18 protein-coding genes are annotated in these 18,636 nt (G+C 50.3%); 9 read left to right on the top strand and 9 right to left on the bottom strand.

Annotated elements, in window-relative coordinates:
• Nucleotides 1-10: 10 nt before the first annotated feature.
• Entirely contained in the window at nucleotides 11-1,213 is a 1,203-nt protein-coding gene (locus RI501_RS02840) for an NAD(P)/FAD-dependent oxidoreductase (RefSeq protein ID WP_313820269.1), read from the bottom strand.
• A 328-nt stretch (nucleotides 1,214-1,541) separates the two neighbouring features.
• Here RI501_RS02840 and RI501_RS02835 point away from each other — a divergent pair, with 328 nt between their 5' ends.
• The 4 genes from RI501_RS02835 to RI501_RS02820 all read left to right on the top strand — a co-directional run bounded on the left by RI501_RS02835 (nucleotide 1,542) and on the right by RI501_RS02820 (nucleotide 4,665).
• On the top strand, nucleotides 1,542-2,189 hold the full coding sequence (locus tag RI501_RS02835) for an SDR family oxidoreductase (protein ID WP_313820268.1): 648 nt from the start codon (nucleotides 1,542-1,544) through the stop codon (nucleotides 2,187-2,189).
• Nucleotides 2,190-2,439: 250 nt separating this feature from the next.
• Nucleotides 2,440-3,369, top strand: a complete 930-nt coding sequence (locus RI501_RS02830) for an ABC transporter ATP-binding protein (RefSeq protein WP_313820267.1) — start codon at nucleotides 2,440-2,442, stop codon at nucleotides 3,367-3,369.
• Entirely contained in the window at nucleotides 3,356-4,060 is a 705-nt protein-coding gene (locus RI501_RS02825; protein ID WP_313820266.1) for an ABC transporter permease, read from the top strand. The genes RI501_RS02830 and RI501_RS02825 overlap by 14 nt, the downstream gene beginning before the upstream one ends.
• A 14-nt stretch (nucleotides 4,061-4,074) precedes the next feature.
• Nucleotides 4,075-4,665, top strand: a complete 591-nt coding sequence (locus RI501_RS02820; protein WP_313820265.1) for a TetR/AcrR family transcriptional regulator — start codon at nucleotides 4,075-4,077, stop codon at nucleotides 4,663-4,665.
• Between the two features lie 446 nt (nucleotides 4,666-5,111).
• On the opposite strand, the gene RI501_RS02815 is transcribed toward RI501_RS02820, so the two are convergent.
• Nucleotides 5,112-5,399 carry a hypothetical protein gene (locus tag RI501_RS02815; RefSeq protein WP_313820264.1) on the bottom strand — a complete coding sequence of 96 codons (288 nt, stop codon included), beginning with the start codon at nucleotides 5,397-5,399 and terminating at the stop codon, nucleotides 5,112-5,114.
• A gap of 200 nt (nucleotides 5,400-5,599) precedes the next feature.
• Between RI501_RS02815 and RI501_RS02810 the strand changes: the two genes are divergently transcribed.
• From RI501_RS02810 to RI501_RS02795, 4 genes are all read left to right on the top strand, one after another.
• Nucleotides 5,600-6,520 (top strand): IS30-like element ISLsa1 family transposase, encoded by a 921-nt coding sequence (locus RI501_RS02810; RefSeq protein ID WP_011373852.1) that lies wholly within the window; start codon nucleotides 5,600-5,602, stop codon nucleotides 6,518-6,520.
• 244 nt (nucleotides 6,521-6,764) lie between these two features.
• Nucleotides 6,765-7,457 (top strand): response regulator transcription factor, encoded by a 693-nt coding sequence (locus RI501_RS02805; RefSeq protein ID WP_057731493.1) that lies wholly within the window; start codon nucleotides 6,765-6,767, stop codon nucleotides 7,455-7,457.
• Nucleotides 7,457-8,824: a sensor histidine kinase gene (locus tag RI501_RS02800; RefSeq protein ID WP_313820263.1), complete on the top strand. Its 1,368-nt coding sequence runs from the start codon at nucleotides 7,457-7,459 to the stop codon at nucleotides 8,822-8,824. The genes RI501_RS02805 and RI501_RS02800 overlap by 1 nt, the downstream gene beginning before the upstream one ends.
• Nucleotides 8,825-8,916: 92 nt before the next feature.
• A complete protein-coding gene (locus RI501_RS02795; RefSeq protein WP_313820262.1) occupies nucleotides 8,917-9,159 on the top strand; it encodes a hypothetical protein in 243 nt (80 codons plus the stop codon).
• A 149-nt stretch (nucleotides 9,160-9,308) separates the two neighbouring features.
• On the opposite strand, the gene RI501_RS02790 is transcribed toward RI501_RS02795, so the two are convergent.
• The 4 genes from RI501_RS02790 to RI501_RS02775 form a co-directional block, all read right to left on the bottom strand.
• A complete protein-coding gene (locus tag RI501_RS02790; protein ID WP_313820261.1) occupies nucleotides 9,309-9,977 on the bottom strand; it encodes an ATP-binding cassette domain-containing protein in 669 nt (222 codons plus the stop codon).
• On the bottom strand, nucleotides 9,967-12,054 hold the full coding sequence (locus tag RI501_RS02785) for a DUF1430 domain-containing protein (RefSeq protein WP_313820260.1): 2,088 nt from the start codon (nucleotides 12,052-12,054) through the stop codon (nucleotides 9,967-9,969). The genes RI501_RS02790 and RI501_RS02785 overlap by 11 nt, the downstream gene beginning before the upstream one ends.
• Nucleotides 12,055-12,249: 195 nt before the next feature.
• On the bottom strand, nucleotides 12,250-13,209 hold the full coding sequence (locus RI501_RS02780; RefSeq protein WP_313820259.1) for a hypothetical protein: 960 nt from the start codon (nucleotides 13,207-13,209) through the stop codon (nucleotides 12,250-12,252).
• A 255-nt stretch (nucleotides 13,210-13,464) separates the two neighbouring features.
• Nucleotides 13,465-14,997, bottom strand: coding sequence for a glycoside hydrolase family 30 protein (locus tag RI501_RS02775; protein ID WP_313820258.1), 1,533 nt, complete (start codon nucleotides 14,995-14,997; stop codon nucleotides 13,465-13,467).
• Nucleotides 14,998-15,192: 195 nt separating this feature from the next.
• Between RI501_RS02775 and RI501_RS02770 the strand changes: the two genes are divergently transcribed.
• A complete protein-coding gene (locus RI501_RS02770; protein ID WP_313820257.1) occupies nucleotides 15,193-16,086 on the top strand; it encodes an AraC family transcriptional regulator in 894 nt (297 codons plus the stop codon).
• Nucleotides 16,087-16,133: 47 nt separating this feature from the next.
• Here the strand turns inward: RI501_RS02770 and RI501_RS02765 are convergent, their stop codons facing one another.
• From RI501_RS02765 to RI501_RS02755, 3 genes are all read right to left on the bottom strand, one after another.
• The gene (locus tag RI501_RS02765) at nucleotides 16,134-16,556 is read right to left on the bottom strand and encodes a hypothetical protein (RefSeq protein ID WP_313820256.1); all 423 of its coding nucleotides are present in this window, start codon (nucleotides 16,554-16,556) and stop codon (nucleotides 16,134-16,136) included.
• 196 nt (nucleotides 16,557-16,752) lie between these two features.
• Entirely contained in the window at nucleotides 16,753-18,168 is a 1,416-nt protein-coding gene (locus RI501_RS02760) for a DHA2 family efflux MFS transporter permease subunit (RefSeq protein ID WP_313820255.1), read from the bottom strand.
• Between the two features lie 19 nt (nucleotides 18,169-18,187).
• Nucleotides 18,188-18,601: a MarR family winged helix-turn-helix transcriptional regulator gene (locus tag RI501_RS02755; protein ID WP_313820254.1), complete on the bottom strand. Its 414-nt coding sequence runs from the start codon at nucleotides 18,599-18,601 to the stop codon at nucleotides 18,188-18,190.
• Between the last annotated feature and the right edge of the window lie 35 nt (nucleotides 18,602-18,636).

Raw genomic sequence — 18,636 nt, 5'->3', positions numbered from 1 at the left:
TTTGTAATTTTTAGTGATACAGATCGAAACGTCCTTTGGCGAAGACGGTACTCAAGTGGGCGCTTTCAAAAAGTGAGCGGTCCGTAATGATCTTCTTCAGGGCAGATGCAGGGTAACCCTTCACCTTACGGTTACTGCCACCAATCTCCCCAATTCCGTCCCGATCACTCAGGGAAGCCACGGTTCCGCTGGACTTGTAAACAAACTTCTGAGTCCCACTCCCCCGTAACTGTAACGCGACGTTCTTCGCGGCCTGACCACCGGCAGCTAACGCAATCTGCGCCGTGGTTGGATAAGGACGATCACTACTTGGATCCATCACCGCGGAGACATCCCCCACGATATAGACTTCCGGATGGCCCTTTAACGACAGGTCCGGTTCGACCACAACCCGATTACGGCGCTGTTCGAAACCGGAATCGGCGATGACCTGCGAGCCACTCACCCCAACGGTCCAGACAATGGTGTTGGCCGCTAATTCGTGTTCCTGATCATCTTCATCGGTGTACACAACCGCTCCCGGCTTAATCTCGGCAATGGCGGAGCCCAGCTTCATCTCAACGTTGTGCTTAGCCATAAACCGCATGGCGTAGTCCCCCAGCGACTTGTCAAACATCGGCAAGATGCTCTTGGACCGTTCCAGGCACACCAGCTTAATGGCCGGCGTGTTGTACCGCGTCTGTAGCTTCGGCAACGACTGGGTCAATTCACCCAGCAGCTCAATACCGGTAAAGCCAGCACCACAGACCGCTACCACCAAGTCATTAGGATCTTGGCTTTCGCCGTAACCCTTAACCTTGTTTTGAATATGTTGATAGACGGCTTCGGCGGTCGCCAAATCATCCATCGGCAAGGCATTTTCCGCGGCGCCCTTTAAGCCAAACGTTTCGGACTGGAACCCCAAACCCACAATCAGATAATCATAAGTAATTGGGTCGTGGGTCGCCAACGTGACCTGCTTGTGGTCCACGTCAATGTTCGTGACCGTATCCCGCACAAAATCGATCCGGTTGCCAATCACGTCGTTAATCTCATACGTAATCTTGTCTGAGGCAATGGTCCCCGCAGCGACCTCGTGTAAATTCGTTTTTTCGGTGTGGGTTCCCGATTTGTCCACTAAGATAATCTGGTTATCATTAGGCACTTCGCGTTGTAGAAACTTTACGGCCCGCATTCCCGCATAGCCGCCACCTAGAACTAAAATCGTTGCCATATTAAACGACTCCTTTGTCATTAAGTTCTCCCGCACGACGGTTGGTCCGTGATACGCAGCAAAACTAAACCGGTTTCATTTTAGATTCAGCCGACACCGTCCCCCCGTTGAAACGACGACCTGACCATCTCGGGATATTTAAGTCCATTATACGGCTTATCACGTGAAAAACCATTCAAAACGGCTCCATTCGGCCAAAAAAAGTTGTGCACAACCCATATGGGCCATTTAGGGTCAAAACCGGAAGTCGTTTTAGCTGACAAATGCGTCAGTAACAGATAAGGTAAGCATTAGTTAAGTTACCTAAGTTATAGGAGGCCTTTTAATCATGACAACTTTAGTAATCGGCGCACACGGGCACGTCGGGCAGCAGATCGTTCAGCAATTAGCGACCGCGGGCGAGACCGTCTACGGCGGGATTCGCAACGCCGAACAGGCCGCCACGATCCAACAGCTCGGTGGTCAGGCGCGCACGGTGGACCTCATGGGCACCGCTGAGGCCCTAGTACCGGCCATGCAGGGGGTCGACACGGTGGTCTTTTCCGCCGGCTCCGGTGGCAGTACCGGTGACGACATGACCTTAAATATCGACCTGGACGGTGCCATCAAGGCCATGCAGGCGACCGAGCTGGCCCACATCAATCGCTTCATCATCGTCAGTGCGCTAGGAACCGGCGACCGGGCCTTTTGGGCCAAGTCCAGCATCCGGCCCTACTACGTGGCGAAGTTCTACGCCGACGAATGGCTCCAACACCGCACCAACCTGGATTACACCATCGTGCGGCCGGGCCTGCTGACCAACGAAGCCGCCACCGGTAAGATCACCACCAACCCTGGTGACGACGGTACCCGGCAAATCACCAGAGCCGACGTCGCGGCGACCGTCGCGGCCATCGTCAAGCATCCCCTGCCGAAGCAAATCGTCACCATCGTTAACGGTGACACACCGGTCGACGACGCGATCGAAAAACTTTAGTTATTCCCTCCTGAATCATTAGTCACCAAAATAGTCTGAGAACCCCAAATCGCTTTAGCGCTAAGGGGGGCTCAGGCTATTTTTATGGCTAATTTTAAGTGGGGACGTTGTTAGTAATGCAACACATAATGCTTTACCGTCTGCCCACCATAAGCTTTACTTCCCGGTTGACATCACGTTCAATCTGGGTTAAGGTACCAGAGTACTCATATAGGTACTCTGGTACCTTAAAGAAAGTGAGCTGTTAAATATGAACGCGATAGAAACAAAAGATCTGACTAAACAATATGGTGGGTTGACGGCTTTAAATCAGGTTAATCTACAAGTTCCAACTGGTAGTATCTATGGTTTTATTGGACTGAACGGTGCCGGAAAAACGACGACGATGCGCATTTTACTCAACATGATCAAAGCAACTAGCGGTTCAGTTCGTCTGCTGGGCGAGGATGTTCAGCACGTTAAAAATGATTTTTGGAATAAGATTGGCTATCTAATAGAAACCCCTCAGTCTTATTCGCAGCTAACCACCTATGAAAATCTAGATCTTTATGCGCGGCTGCATGAGATTCCCAGTGGCGTTCGCGCGGATAGAATTGAACAGTACATGGCCGAATTAGGACTCACGGCCTATCGTAATCAGTGGGTTCGTGAGTTGTCACTAGGAAATCGGCAAAAAATAGGATTGATTAAGGCGTTAATTCACGAACCGGAATTACTGCTCCTCGATGAACCAACTAATGGTTTGGATCCTCAGGGATTAAACCAAGTTCGACTCCTTTTGCAGAAGTTGGCTAAAAAAGGGACCACCGTCTTTCTCTCGAGCCACATCTTAGCAGAAATGGAACAGATGTTAACCCATGTCGGCTTTCTGAATCACGGTCGTTTGATTCGCCAAACTGACTATCAAGACTTCTTGGGCCAGCGTCAGCAACCCCTGATTGTCACTTTTGTGAATGCAGACGAGACATTGCGGGCCCAACGCGTTTTAAGCGCAAGCGCTATTCGGAGTACCTGCGCAGACACGACGCTAACCATTCAAGCCCCTACTAAATCCCCCAAAATTATTCAGGCCTTGGTGACGCAAAACATTGTCCCGATTAGTTGGCAAAAGAAACAGATTAGTCTGGAAGATCAATTCTTAGCAATGTTAGATTCGGAGGATTCCAATGCACATAATTAAACAAACGGCCATCGTTATTTCCATAGAGATGCATAAGATTTTTAGAGCCGGCTTCATCCCAATTTCTGCCGCGGCTTTTCTGTTCTTACTGCTCGTCAAGCACGGTCAAAATTGGGCGGACTTCACTAACAGTGGTTTGATGTTTATTGTCGCGCTAATTGGTTTAGTTGGGTTTGGTGCCCTCAGCTCGTGGGTGTTTGCCCAAGAATTCACCGCCCAAACCTTTAAAGACTTGTTGGCCTTACCCATTTCACGTAAAACGATCATTGCGGGAAAAATGCTGGCGATCGAGCTGTCAGAACTGGCAATTACCGTGCTAGAGGTTCTTTTACTATTGGGAACGGGATGGCTCTGGTTGCGGACACCCATTCCGGCTGGACAGTGGCATCTGATTACCCTGGTGGTGCCCAGAACCTTTGTTTATAACGTTCTACTCTCGCTCGTTTGGCCGTTCATTGCCTCTTTAACCCGTTCTGTCTTAATTCCAACGGCCCTTTCGTTTGCAACCATGATTGTTGCGGTCATGTTTGCGGGGCAAACAGTGGGACAATATATCCCGTGGGTAATTCCCAGTTATGATTTGGCTAACCCCGGCTTTTCAAGTTCGATCGGCTATCTTCTAATTGTGTTAATTGGCCTGATAGGTATTTACGGTACAATATACGTGTGGACGGTTAAGGATCAACAATAATTGGAGGAACTTTTATGGCAGACCGTAGATATGGTAAAGAATTAAATCATGCGATTCTTTCCGCTGCATGGAAACTATTGGCAGAACAAGGCTATGCAGAGCTCACAATGTCGGCAGTTGCTGAGCAAGCACACACAAACAAAAACACTATTTATCGCCGTTGGGCCAACAAGCCCCTTTTGGTGGCAGCGGCATTAGAACATCAACACATTTCGGTGGATACCACGCTACCAAATACGGGCACACTACGTGAAGACTTAATGAGCCTGCTGTCACGGTTTATCCCCGTCATCTCCGCAATGCCAGCGACGACCTGGCAAGCGCTGATTAGTGATTTGCTGGCGACATCCGTGGCTAATTTGAATCTAAGTACGTTGCAGCTAGTCGTGAGCGACGAAAATTGGATTACCCAACAACTACCCGATATTCTAAACCACGCGATTAACCGCGGCGAGATTCAACAAGCCGCCAATCCGACACAGAAATCTTTACCCGCGGTCATGCTGATTCGACAACTTATCTTCACGGGGACGTTGACCTCAGCGCAAGTGACAGATATCGTGGACAACATTTTATTACCCGTTTATTGTCGACCGACACACTGATACCTTTGACGCTCAGACAACCTGCGATAATCCCTTACCTCAATTTGGCATTCACCCCCAAAATTACGAGTGGCGTTTAAAACTTTCTTTTTCTAGTTCATCAAGCATCACGCGAAGGGGGCAATGGTCTAGCGAGCAAATTTACCGCTGAACGGATTAGCTAACGCCAAGCAGCGTTAAGCACTCTTAAATGGCATGATTCCGAAAGTATTTCGGTGTCATGCCATTTTAGATTGCCCCGTCTACTTGACTCAGAGCAATCCCCTTCTTACTGTATTTTGGACGCTATGAACAAATTGAGTGCCCCTAACAAACGTAATTTCTGAGTAAAGTCTAAAAAGTTGCTCAGACAAAAAATCAGTAACGGTCCCGCCGCTACTGGTCTTTAGTCTTCTAGTCTACTGTTTGGTTTGGAGGAAGAAACTTGAGAGGGGGAAAACTGGGGGTTATTTCAGCTGGCTGTCCTTGTGCTTTTGGTCTAGGTTCAACGCACTGGCATCAACCGCCGTTTGGACCTGCGTCGAAAGTTGCTTAGCACTCGTCCGTTTGAGGTGGATTTTCGTCATCTGAACCGTGGCGGCGGGCCGCTCATTTAAGGTGATCGTGGCTTGGACGGGTTCGGCCGTCACCGTGGTCTTGGTTGCGGCGGAAGCTCCCGCGGAAGTTGCCATCAGCATCGTTGCCGTCATCGTTCCTAAGAGTACCTTTTTGATCATTGACGTTAATTTTTTCATAATTACCACTCCTCAATGGATTTGTTAGGGTTAAGCTGTTCGCTTTCGATGTATTAGTTATACCATCGCGCGCCCCACCAAATCTTGAAGCTTCTTTAAGCTGGCAAATTCTATAATTAATCCGAACAGAAATTAAAAAGCCCAAAGCAATCACTTACAATGGTAGTAGCTAATTCCAACCAATATAGGGAGTGATTACTTTGGGTACATCTACTTTATCACGTTTTCAACGTGGCGCACTAGCACAACTGGTCAATGAGGGGAATAAATCTTACCAAGTAATGGCTGACGCCTTAGGCGTCGCCAAAGCTACGATTAGCTATGAGTTGGACCGGGTTAAACCTTATGATCCAGAATTAGCTCAGCAAGATGCAGATCGCAAAAGGCGGAATTGCGGTCGTCGTTCGATGCTGACGGCAGCATTAGCGACTTTAATTACCAATCACTTACGATTAACCTGGTCACCAGAAACCATTGCGGCCGCTTATAACTTGAGCACTGCGTCAATTTATAATTGGCTTAATCGTGGCTGGCTCCCCTTCAAATTGACTGATCTACCCAATCGGAATGTCCGCCAGCACCGAGTGAGCGAAAATCGTGGGAAATTTACAAGTGGGACTTCCATCGAACAACGGCCAACAACTGTTAATCAACGGTTAGCTTTTGGTCATTGGGAAGTAGATACGGTGCTTTCTAGTCGAAGTGAGTCACGATCATGTCTGGTTACATTCGTAGAACGTAAGACCCGACTTCTATGGGCCATCAAAGCCCCTAATAGAACGGCTAAGGCTCTAAACACCGCCTTTGGCAAGTTTATGGGGGCCTTCGGTCCCCAAGTAAAATCCATTACTGTTGATCATGGTAAAGAGTTTGCCAATTATCAGGCCTTAGAACAGGATTATCAGATCAAAGTTTATTTTTGCCATCCATATTCACCATGGGAGCGAGGTTCCAATGAATATTTTAATAGACGGTTACGCTGGTTCTTCCCGAAAAAGACCAATTTTAGCCAAGTAACGACTGATGAGATCCTAGCAGCACTTGAACTAATTAATCAACGACCATTAAAAATACATCATCAACAGACTGCCATTGAAAGATTCCGGGCTTGTTCGGATTAAACTTGTAATTTGCCAGCTTAAAATATGAATTTCTTATTTTCGAAACCGGTTAACATGCTAAAATACGGTTAAACCCACTCATAGCGCTGGATTCATTCTTTAAGTGGGCCACTTATTTTCTCACCTTAACGGATAAAATTTCTAACTTACTGGTATTTGTTAAGCTCTCCGGGGTAAGCTTTACCTATTAAGGGGGGCGCCCGGTCCCCGTCACTATTCTCGTCACTAAAGGAGTTTTTTCCCTATGAAAAATACCATTTTATTAGTCGAAGATGAAGAAGGCCTCGCCAGTTACGTGGCCAAAGAATTAACGTTCGAAGATTTTCAGGTCTTAACCGCCGCTGACGGGGAAGCCGCCTGGGAAACCTATCAGCAGCACAAAGATGACCTTCTATTGGTGCTGCTCGACTGGATGTTGCCGAAGATGGACGGCATGGAGGTCCTGCGGCGCATCCGTAAACACGACGAACTGCCCGTCATCATGATGACCGCCCGCGATTATCTGGGCGACAAGGTCACCGGCCTGGACAACGGGGCCGACGACTACATCACCAAACCGTTTGAAATCGAAGAACTCCTGGCCCGCATTCGGGTCATCCAACGGCGTACCGCCCACCAAAGCGGCCTGGACCAGACCTACCACGTGGCCGACCTGACCCTGGTCACCAAGACCCGCCAGGTCACCCGGGGCACCGAGACCTTACAACTGACCCAACGGGAATACGACTTACTCCTCTTCTTGATGCGTCATCCCGGCCAAGTCTTCACCCGCGACGAACTGCTCGACAACGTCTGGGGGGTCGACTTCCTGGGACAACAAAACGTGGTCGATGTCTACATCGGCTACCTGCGTAACAAAATCGACGTGGCCGACCTGCCGCCGTTGTTCCACACAATTCGCGGTGTCGGCTACAGTTTAAAGGAAGCTGATGCCTGATGAAAAAAGTTGCTCAACCACCGCGTTCCTACGCGGATATCATCCGCCGGTCGTTTACCAGTCTCCTGTTGACCATCGGGCTAATCATCGTGTTGACCGTCTCCGTGACCCTGACGATCGACCAGCTGGTGCGGGCCCAGGAACAGGCCGCGCGGCTCAGTGCCAACCTGCAAGTCACCCAGGTCAGTAATTTTCAAGATTGGTTGACCGTCAACCGGGGCAGTGGGCTGAACTCCCACAACACCTTCATTTTAATCAAGAACACCAACGGCTCCACCACCTCGCTGCTCCCCAACGGGAAAAACCCGACGCTCACCGGCAGCTGGCAGGTCCCGTTCACCCACCTGATCTACATCAAGAAGATGGGCCTCTACTTCTCGGAAACCCTGACCGCGGGCAATAAAACCTACCTGCTCTACATCGGGATGCACGTTCTGTTGGGCAACCTGCACGTGTTGATTGCTGTGCTGATCATCGCCATCGGCCTGAGTCTCCTGATTGGCCTGCTCTTTGTTCGGCGGCTAGCCAACCGCATCAGTCAGCCGACCATCGAGCTGGCCCACGCGGCCCAACAGGCGGCGGCCAACCCCGAGGTCACTCAACCCAAGCTCCCGCAACCCACCGAACCCGTGGAAATCAACCAACTAGCCCAAGACTTCAACCAATTATTGGCCGCCCAAAACGACCGGCTGCGTCACGAGCGCCAGTTTATTTCCGACGCCTCGCACGAACTACGTACGCCCATCGCCACGATTCGGGGCAACATCAAGTTAATTGAACGCCACAGCGCCAAGCACCCCGAGGTCATCCCCGAGTCGTTGGGCTTCATCGACCAGGAGTCCCTGCGGATGCAACACCTGATTGAAAACCTGCTCCACCTCTCGCGCGCCGATCGGGCCACCGTCGACCTTCAAGCCCTCGACGTGGCGACCCTGGCGCAGGGCGTGGTCAACCACTACCAGCCATTAGTCTCGCAACCACTGACCTTTGACGGGCCGGACCACCCGGCCATGGCGCTGGGCGACACCGACATGTTGCACCAGATTCTGACCGCCCTATTAGACAACGCCCACAAGTATTCGCCGGACGACCAAGGCATCACGGTCACCGTAGCCCAGGCCGAAAACACCGTGACTCTGGCCGTGGCCGACCACGGGCGGGGTGTCAGTGACGCCGACCGCCAGCACATCTTCGAGCGGTTCTACCGGGTCGACGCCTCGCGCTCCAACCAGGTAGAAGGTAGCGGTCTTGGCCTCTCAATCGTCGCCCAACTGGTTCAGCTCAACCAGGGTCAGATTGCCGTGACAGCGAACCAGCCCCAAGGAACCGTCTTCACCGTTACATTACAGGCCGCCCCACAATCCTAAGAAATTCTCAGACAATCCTTAACGAAAAGCGATAACTTTCAGCCGATGTTTCCGCTATACTGAATTCATCAACTGAAAGGAAGCGTCTTAATATGCTGATTGATAACAACCCGCAAATCCACACCATTACCCCCGCCCAGATTACCAAGGTCTTCTACCCTTACGTGATTGCGAAGACGGAAGCTGGGCGTTACGTCAACATTAACCTGAGCGATAAGGAACGCCGGGACCCCCTGTTTTGGGAGTCCATTGCCAACATCGCCAAGACCAAGTTATGGGTCCCGGTGGGCGAACGGTTCCACCAACTCCTCTCGTATGACTGGATGCTGGTCTAAACTTTAAATTAAACCACTAACGCCGCTCGGCATCACCGGGCGGCGTTTTTTTCTGGCTATGATTAGCGTTTTCCTGGCTTAAAATAATTCAGCGTTTCCGAACCCGCGGTTACTTTACCCACTAACTAAATTTCAAAATGGACATTAACTTAATTGATCTTCTGTAGACTATCTAAGTCGATAACTTGATCACTAATTCCTTCGAAATAGTGATCGTGAGATACGATAACAACCGTCTTACCATCAGCCTTTAAGTTTAACAGGAGTTGAGCGATGATTTCGCGATTTTGTGGGTCTAAGGACCCCGTCGGTTCATCTGCCAAAATTAATTTAGACGGTTTTAACAGGATTCTCGCCACGGCAATTCGCTGTTGCTCACCACCAGACAACGTGTAAACTTTTGTATTCAGCCGACAGTCTAAGTGAACTGCCTGCAATGCGTTTAGTTTTAATTGCTTTTTTTCTTGACGATTAGCTTTTACGTAAGCCAATCCGACCTCAAGATTTTGACCAACCGTCTCGTCGTCAATCAAGCCAAAGTTCTGAAAAAGATAGCTGACTACTGAACGATGCAACGCTAAAGCCCCTTTAGAATTCTTAACCGGTATCGGCTGACCAAAGACTTTGATTGTCCCACTATCAAACGGTTCAAGCGCCCCTATCATGTTTAGTAACGTTGATTTTCCGGCACCACTCTTTCCGAAAATAGTGGTTAGCGTTTGGGCGCGAATAACGAGATTCAAGTTGGTAAAAACTTTCTGCTGACCATACTGCTTTACTACCGAATCCACCGTTACCGCAATTTCATTAGTTGTCATTCAGCAACTCCTTTGTCTTTTCTCGTTCTAGTCGATGAGCCATACTAAGCCATATCAAGAATTCTGCTAAAGTTACCAGCCCATTCAGTACCCAGTAATCACCGTTGAAGCCATGATTAACTATCGTTATTCCCGCCATAATAGCCATTTGTAAAAGTATCATTAGAACCAGTGGTCGATAAGTTTTCAACAAGCTATAACCATTAATTCGTTTGATAATTAGTTTTTCCTGATTTGTCCGAAAATAAATCAAAGTAATATATCCCGTTAAAAAGAAGGTCACCAACAAGCTAAGTGTTAGCTCTAATGCACTCTGTTTCAAGCTCCCAACATCAATTCTCAAATCTTCCATCGGGATATCTTTGGTATAAATTAATTGCGGATAATTATCACTGTAGTTATAACGCAACAAACTAGGTCTGTACGAGCGATATGTCTTTGCCAGTCCCCCCTTAACAGGGACGCGCAAATCGTCCTGCAATCCTTCACCATTCATAATGTTGCGGTCCACCGCCGATGTACTATCAGGAGTAGTGACCAATAGTGGCCAATCCGTAATTTTCGATGGGGTCATTAGGTCCGTAATCTTCTGGGTGTTTGAAAAATACACGACTTTTACGGGTGGCCGGTAGCCAAGGTTTTCCCGTTCACCATCTTGAATGCCCCGAATTAACTGGCGAACCTCTCCTTGCTTATTGGTTGGGACTAGTAGCCAAATTTTATTAGTTTTATTGGGTACACTAATTTTTTGTCGCGCTGTATCTAGGATTGGATAACGTTTTAAATAATTCGGGTTAACGATCAAGTATTTGTAATAATTCGCAATGTCCTGATGAATGTAACTATCATCCATCAGTAAGCTCCCCCGCCGATTCACAACGGGGTACATGGTTTCGTCAAGCTGATTAATAAAATCTTGAGTAATCCCATTGGTGCTGTTATTTCCATTCGCATAGGGGTAGAAAACACCGTAGTAATCGCCCGGTCGTTTTGTTCGATGCTGACTCGCTAACACGTCATACGACCCCGTTGCAACCTGTAGAACCGGAATAAAGCCAACAAACATATAAATAATAAAGAAAGCTTTAACTAGATATAAGCCTAAGAAAGTAAGGTGATTGTAATTCATGCGTTTCATTTGATGACTGCTTGACGAATACTTTAACAAGAGAATCGTCAACCAAGCCATTCCAAAGTCTGTGACCATCAACGCCAGCACCCCAATGAGGTCTTGGGGCACGACTGGCCACCCTAAGCCATGAATGATTAGCAAATCCATCACCACTAATGCCAGTGAGAACAACACAACTTTCCCATAAATATGATTAAATATTTTCTGCGTGGTATACCCATTCAATCGATAAATAGCAATACGCTGATTACTTCCGAGAATGAGAATAACCGTAAAAAGTAATAGAAAAATAACCGTTGTGGACTGATATGTAGACAAATCTGGCTCATCAAAGTTCACAGATGTTGTTCCGTACTCTTTCCCTGGATGAAAGTCACGCGCTTGATAATGCTTTCCCGTTGCCTGACTAAGATATTTGGCACCTAATGTCAGAAACTCTTCATACTTTCCCGGCTGACGACTGTTTAAATAGTAATCTCCCTCACGGTGCTGACCACGTAGGCTATCTTGAATTGGCATTACCCTCGATGTAAACCCTAAAGGCTTAATAGTTGCTATTAGCCCGCCTTTAGCCGGATTATAACCATCTATTTTCGAAAATCGTTTAATTTCTTTGGTGGAAGAGACCTGCAAATAAACTTTAGTTGTGGACTGATCATAACGGATTTGCTGATGCACCTGATTCCATCCATAATCAACTTGTCGCTTCAAATAGGTGGTCTGGGTGTGCTGAGCCGCTCGGTTTAAACTCGTTATAATTTGCTGATAACTCTTTTTAGACGTTGGTACCTTGGGAATGGAAAAGAGCCGATATTGCGATGATGGCAACGTTGTTAACGCCTCTGCCTGACGAATTTCCGCCACACTTTCCGTCTGCCGGATCCAAATAAACCCGCCAATCGCCAACAACACAGAAATCACCAGAAAAAGAAACTTGCGACTCAACTAACCACTCCATTTGCTTAAATATCGTAAAGCATAGCACTAACATCATGGTATCACTGCGAATTTTATGGTTCAATGTCGATATAGTATTGATAAGAAATATTTTAAAACCAAAATTTATAAGCTTTAAGCTGATTTAAATAAATAAGTACCGCCATTTCCTTTAGAAACGGTGGCACTTAACCTTCTTAATATTTAGTCATCACTATCCGGAATATCCTCGTTATTTTCCATCTCGTGAACCTGACCGTACTTGGCTGGATAATTCATAATGATTAACGTGGCCACTTCGTGATTCGGCAGAAACTCTACCGTGTAGCCAATCTTAACCGGCGTGAAGTAGTTGGCCGACGTGATGCCGTCGATGCCATAGGCGCCTTCATCGGGACCATTATGGTACTCCAAGTTCATGTACGACGACCACCCCTGATTCGTTTCCCGCGTATACATGACCTGATAGTGGTTCGGGCCGTACCCAAAGTGGACGATGCCGTGTTGGCGCAACAGCTTTTGCAGTAAAACGTTATCCGGGCGGTCACCCGGATCGTCATCTTCAGCCATCCAGGCCAAGACGGCATTGGGGTTCGCAAAGGGCGCGGGCAGCAGGACGTTTTTCATCAGGTATTGGGCGAAGGCCGTGTACTGCGGATCAAGCGTGGCCCCGTGACCCAACTCGGCGACCGCCTGTTGGGCGGGCGAATCGGTCAACGGCGTCTGGTGGGCAAAGTCGGCCAACGTGAGCCCCTGGGTGGCGCTAGACGGAGACGATTGTGCGGCACCGGTGGGACCTCCAGGAACCAGGTACCCCCGCCAAATCCAACCGGCCGTGGTCTCGTTTTGGTTGTGGACGTGATAGTAGATATCCTCGGTCTTGGTGTCACGGTTGTAGAGCTTTTCGTGGGCGTCCGTAATCCAGGTCACCCCGGTCGTCGCCTGGTTTAACCCGTACCGCACGCCTAGATGCTCGGAGTACCGCGCCCCGGTCGCTCGGTTGTGATAGACGTGCGCGCCCATTCGGGTCCGCCAAATCAAACGGACACTCGCGGACCGGGCCGCCGAATAATTCCGGCTGCTGGCCATGGCCGGAGCAGTCGCTCCCGCCCACAGGCCAACGCCCGCTAAACTCGCTAATCCTAATTGCATGATTTTATTCATACTAAGACTCCTTTCACTGAGCAGTGTAGTCAGTCTGCACCATCAAGGTCGCCTGAGGGACCTAGACTTACCAGGTTTGAACGGTTGGTCAATCATGCCGCTTATTGACTTAATGGGTGATGGATTTCTTGCCAATGTTATGGTCGCCACGCAAAAACGGGTCTTCAGCCCAAAAAATGGCAGAAAACCCGTTTTAAAATACTCAATTTTAGTGAACGCTTTCGGTCCATTACTGACCAAATTGGCACGAAAACCTTAGTATTCGTCCGGTGCCTTGTCCGCGGCGTTGAACGGCGATGGGTTCAACTTAAACTCATCATCAACCGGAATCGTCGAGTCGTTCAACTCGCCGTTGGACTTGTGCAGCGTGACCGTGCCGTAAGCCGGGACCGTCACGTTTTGCCAGTTGGCGCCGTCCCCGTTAACCGTGACCGCCGCCGTCAAGGGTTGGTCGGTCGGGTTGTACAGGTGCGCCGTGATGTCGCCGGTCGGGCTCAAGAAGGCTACGGAGCCCAAGCTACCGGTATAGCCGTCTCTGGTGTAGTTGGTCGAGCCAATCACCTTAGCGCCCACCGGGACGTCTTGACCGAAGTTGCGCAACATGAAGTATTCCAGGTTCCGTTGCACCTTCCCGGTGGTGTGGTCGATAGTCACGACTCCCTCACGGCCGGTCGAATCGGCGGCGTTTGGCAAGCCCCGTTCGTCCAAGGCCAGGTTCCACAGGGTAATCATGTTCAAGCCGTTGTGAACCAGCCAGTTACCGATGACCCCAAACATGATGTTGGCGGCCTTCTTGACGGAATCGGTCATCATGCAGCGCCGTTCGGTCATTACAACCTGCCAGCTAGGAAAGGCGCGACTGGCCTTATAGAAGTTGTCGTACGGCCCGGAATAGGTGTGTACGGCAATCCCATCGAAGGCGGCGGCTTGGGCCGGCGTCACTTCGTCGGTGATGGGCTTAGTGATGGCGTGGAGACTGTCATCTAACAAGTAGAGCTTGGTGTCCGGGTACGACCGGTTCAAAGCCGGCCGCAGGTAATCGTAGCCAAACTTAGCCAGTTCGGGGACCGTCCAGATCATGGCTGGCCAATGAGCGGCGTTAGACGGTTCGTTTTGGATCGTTAAGCCGTAAATCGGAATGCCCAACTGCTGGTAAGCGTCGATGTAGCGAACGAAGTATTGCGCGTAGATGTATTCGAACCGGTTTTCCTGGGTGTAGCCGTTACCGGTAAATTCACCGAAGCGTAACCGCCCGCCGTGGGTCAGGTGCTGGGTGTCCTTCATCCAGGCCGGGGCGGACCACGGTGAAGCGATGACCTTCACGGCCGGGTTGATTTTCAAGATGGCCTGCAGGACGGGGACGATGTGTTTCAGGTCTTTGGTAGCGTCCTTAGCCCCCGGTTGACCCTCCCCGATCGAGAACTTTTCCAAGGTCGCATCGTGTTCACCGGCTGGTACGTCGTCGTAGGTGTAGAAGTCTTGACTCTGGAAGTCACAGGACCCTAACGGCACCCGCACGCTGGAGAAGCCCCCCTGTTCGGGATCGAAGAGTTCGTGAAGCAGCTTGTCGCGTTGGGCCGCATCCAGCACGTCCCAAATCAGGTAGGCCGCCGAATCGGTGATGGCTGCCCCAACACCTAACCAGTCTTGATGCTGGTCGGTCGGATCGATGATGATCTTCTTCGCGTCCGCCGCGGCGTCCTGATAAGCCGGGGTGGCCAAGTGGTCCCGCCGTTGTGTCAGGTCCCCCGCCGTTGCTGTCCAAAATTCACGTTTAAATGATGACATCTTTATCGTCCTCCTCCGGTCCCACGTAACCAGAACCGACTCTTGTTGAGCGCCAGTGTGCGCTTTACACCCTCCATCGTAATGGCCCTTTCCGGACCCGTCTATCGTCTTGGCAACCCTAAATTTTTCCAAATGACCACTCGCCATTGTTCCGTGTGTCGAAACCTGCTAGGCTAAAATAAAGGAGGCGGTTGCATGGCTCAACAACCCCTATTTCCAACCATCGAGTCCGATATTTACCTCTACGGAGGCCACCTACAACGCAACCAAACACCTAGCTGGCACTACCCACGCGAAAAACACCAATTGTTTGAGCTCATCACCGTCTTTCAGGGCCAAGTGACCCAGTTCATGGGGACCCATAAACGACTCCTCCGCCCCGGAACGGCGATCATCATTACGCCGGAGACCTGGCACGAAAGTTTTAACTTTTGTGGCGCACAACTCCAGTTTTTCTGTGTGCACTTTAATATCGATGACCTGGCCCTCAAGGCTCAAATTATTCAAAAAGTCGGTAACACCGTGCTGTCTCCAGATACGGCTATCGCCCAAGCGGCTCAACGCTTTGCTCAAACTACGGTGGCCCTGGAAACGGTCCACCTCACGGCCACCGAGCAAAAACTACAAACGGAGATAGCGTTTTTGGACTTTATGCTCGTCTTAGCTCGCCATCAAGCGGTCTTGCCCAGTCAGTCCGATTACCCGGAGCATACCGTCGTTTTGGCTCAAAAGATGGCAAATTTACTGACCGCAGCAACTGGCGAACAACCCCCAACCTTCCTGCAGGTCTGCGCCCGACTCAACATCAGTTCCACCTACGGCCACCGCGTCTTCAAGCGGATCTATGGCATTACACCGCGTCACTATACCCAGACGCACCGCTTCAGCCAGGCTAAAACCCTACTCGCCATCGGGGCTAACTCGATTAACGACGTCGCTCGCCAAACTCACTTTAGTAGCCAGGCCAACTTCAGTAAGCAATTCAAACGATGGTCCGGCATGACGCCCAGTACCTTTCGCCGGACCATCCACCGCAATCAGTCCACGGCGGACTATTTACGACCCCATAGCAAAAGCGGCAACCGCTAACGATTGCCGCTTCTTCAAATCATTAGAGACAAGTCAAATTCGGTCCTCTACCGCTCGATGGGCTTACCCTGGATCTCCGCCTTACGAATCAAGTCACGGCGGGTCTGGTAAGGTAAGATTCTGGTCTTGTGGGCCACGCACCCATCAACGGTGCCACCCATGCCGGCCAAGAAGAAACTCATGGCATTCCAGATGGCTTGGGGCCAATCCGGATTAAAGTTCATCGCCAACAACACCAGTAAGGCGAAGAAGGCAAGGTCGATGAGTGCCAGTGCACCCTGGCGGTTTACCCGGTTAAAGTACGGATAGTTCCGCGTGAACAATCCGTCCACAACCAAGAGGGCCACGATGGTCCCCACAGCCATTCGTAAGGAATGACCCTGGTTAAAGTAGTAGGCCGTGCTAAACAAAATCATGAACGTTAGATAAAGCCAAAAGGCATGAAACGCATAACGCCAGTCAAATTTCATCGTGATCACCTCGCTTTATTCGGGAAAGACTCCCGCTAAATTAAGTGTAAGTTTATCACGTGAAATCCCTTCCTGAACACCACCGACTCTCCTATGGTTAAGACACCGGCAGTACTAACCTATTAGGCTGTAACGGGTTTCTTTGCGACTAGTATCCCAATGAAAACCATTACCAAATTTAACCTCAATGGCCAGATTATTTTTTCCTAAAGGTTCCCGTTTGGCCCAGCGACCAGACCATGGTGAGCCAAGCCACCGCACTGGTGACCACTAATACTGCCAACGCCGTTTGGGAACCACTCGCCGTTTTGAGGGCGGTCGTCGATCCGGCTACGGCTTGGCTGGCCGCGATGATGGCGGAAACCAGCGCCGTACCCACAGCACCGGAGAATTGTTGCAACGAATTCATCAATGCGTTCCCATCGGCCTTTAAATCGCCGGTGAGGTGTTGCAGGCCACTGGTCATCAGGTTCCCGAAGCCCAAGCCGATCCCCACCATGTAAATCACGTACAGACTGAGGATCAGCCAAGCGCTGAGGTGCTGAGCCAATAAAGTCATCCCCAGTAACGATAAGACGGCTAAAGCGAGCCCCAATAGAATAGGACGCTTAGCCCCGAAATGGTCCAAAATCTGACCACCGATGGGGGCAAAACAGGCGCCCACTGCGGAACCGGGTAAGACCATCAGCCCCGCGATAAAGGCGGTCTTCTGATCGACCAATTGAAGGTAGTTCGGCAGAATAAACGATAGCCCCAGCGACGCAATCTGAAGTAAGAAAAAGGCCAGCAAATGTCCACTAAAGGCCTTATTTTGTAAGGCTTGGAGGTGAATCAACGGCGTATCCAGATGCAAGGACCGGTGGCTGAAATAGGCCAGACCCACGAGCCCTAACACCAATGACCCCGTCACGGGCAAGCTCAACCAAGCGTGGCTGCTGACGGCACTAAATCCGTAAATCAGGCCGCCAAAGGTCACCATGATGCTCAACATACTCGGCCAATCAAAGGGCTCCGGTCGGGTTGGCGTGACCTGACGAATGGTCTTAACGCCCACGAAAAACGATGCGACCAGGAAGGGCACCAAGATCCAGAAGATATAGCGCCAATTCAGTGCGGTCACTAGGATACCGCCATAGGTCGGGCCGATTGCCGGACCAATTGCGGTCACCAGCGTCCCAATCCCAGTCATCAGCCCCAGGCGACTTAGCGGAACCTGCTCTAAGATGATGTTGAACATTAACGGCAGCGCAATCCCGGTACCGAACCCTTGAATGGCCCGACCGGTAAGCAGAAGGGGAAAATTCGGCGCTAATCCGTCAATGACGATACCGGCGATGAACAAGAGATTGGCCGTGATAAACAGCCGTTTCAGCGGGAAACGACGTTTGAGATAAGACGAAATGGGCACGATGCAAGCCACAATCAAAAGATAGAGTGTGGTCATCCACTGAACTGTGCCGGTGGTGATGTGAAATTGTTGCATCAGCGTGGGGAAGGTGATGTTCATCGCCGTTTCCACGATAACGCCGCTCAAGGACATGAGCCCGGTCGCGAGCACCGCGCCAATGACCCGCGGTTCGATGCGATCAGATTTTGTTCGACGAGTTGCCATGAAAGACGTCCTTTCTAAATTACCAATGTTTAATATTTTGCAGAGCCTGCCGAAATCCAGCCGCCGCCTCGCTTGAAAGACCGGCGACCATCTTGGCGTCCTGCTGCTGTAAGTGAGTCGTAATCACGGGGACCAGTTCGCGGCCCTTCGTGGTGAGTTCGAGTTGCCGCTTACGACTATCGCTGGCCGCGACCACCCGCGTAACCAGTTCACGGTCAACCATCCGCCGAACCAATAAGGACGCCGTCGACCGTTGAATCTCAAATTCACGTTCGACGTCGACCTGGTAAGTTGTGGTCGCCCCCCGCCGCGCTAGGTAATCAATCACCGACATCTGCATGCCGGTCAACCCGTACGGGCGAGCGAAGTTGTTCAGTTCCAGATTCATCTGATTGGTGGCGTCACGTAACAATCCGCCTAACCGTGGTGTCATGGTTTCATCTCCTTTTTGTTAGTCAGCTAACAATT

This window comes from Levilactobacillus zymae, assembly GCF_032190635.1.
In the GTDB taxonomy this organism is placed as follows: Bacteria; Bacillota; Bacilli; order Lactobacillales; family Lactobacillaceae; genus Levilactobacillus; species Levilactobacillus zymae_A.
This window is presented reverse-complemented; position numbering and strand designations above follow the sequence as displayed.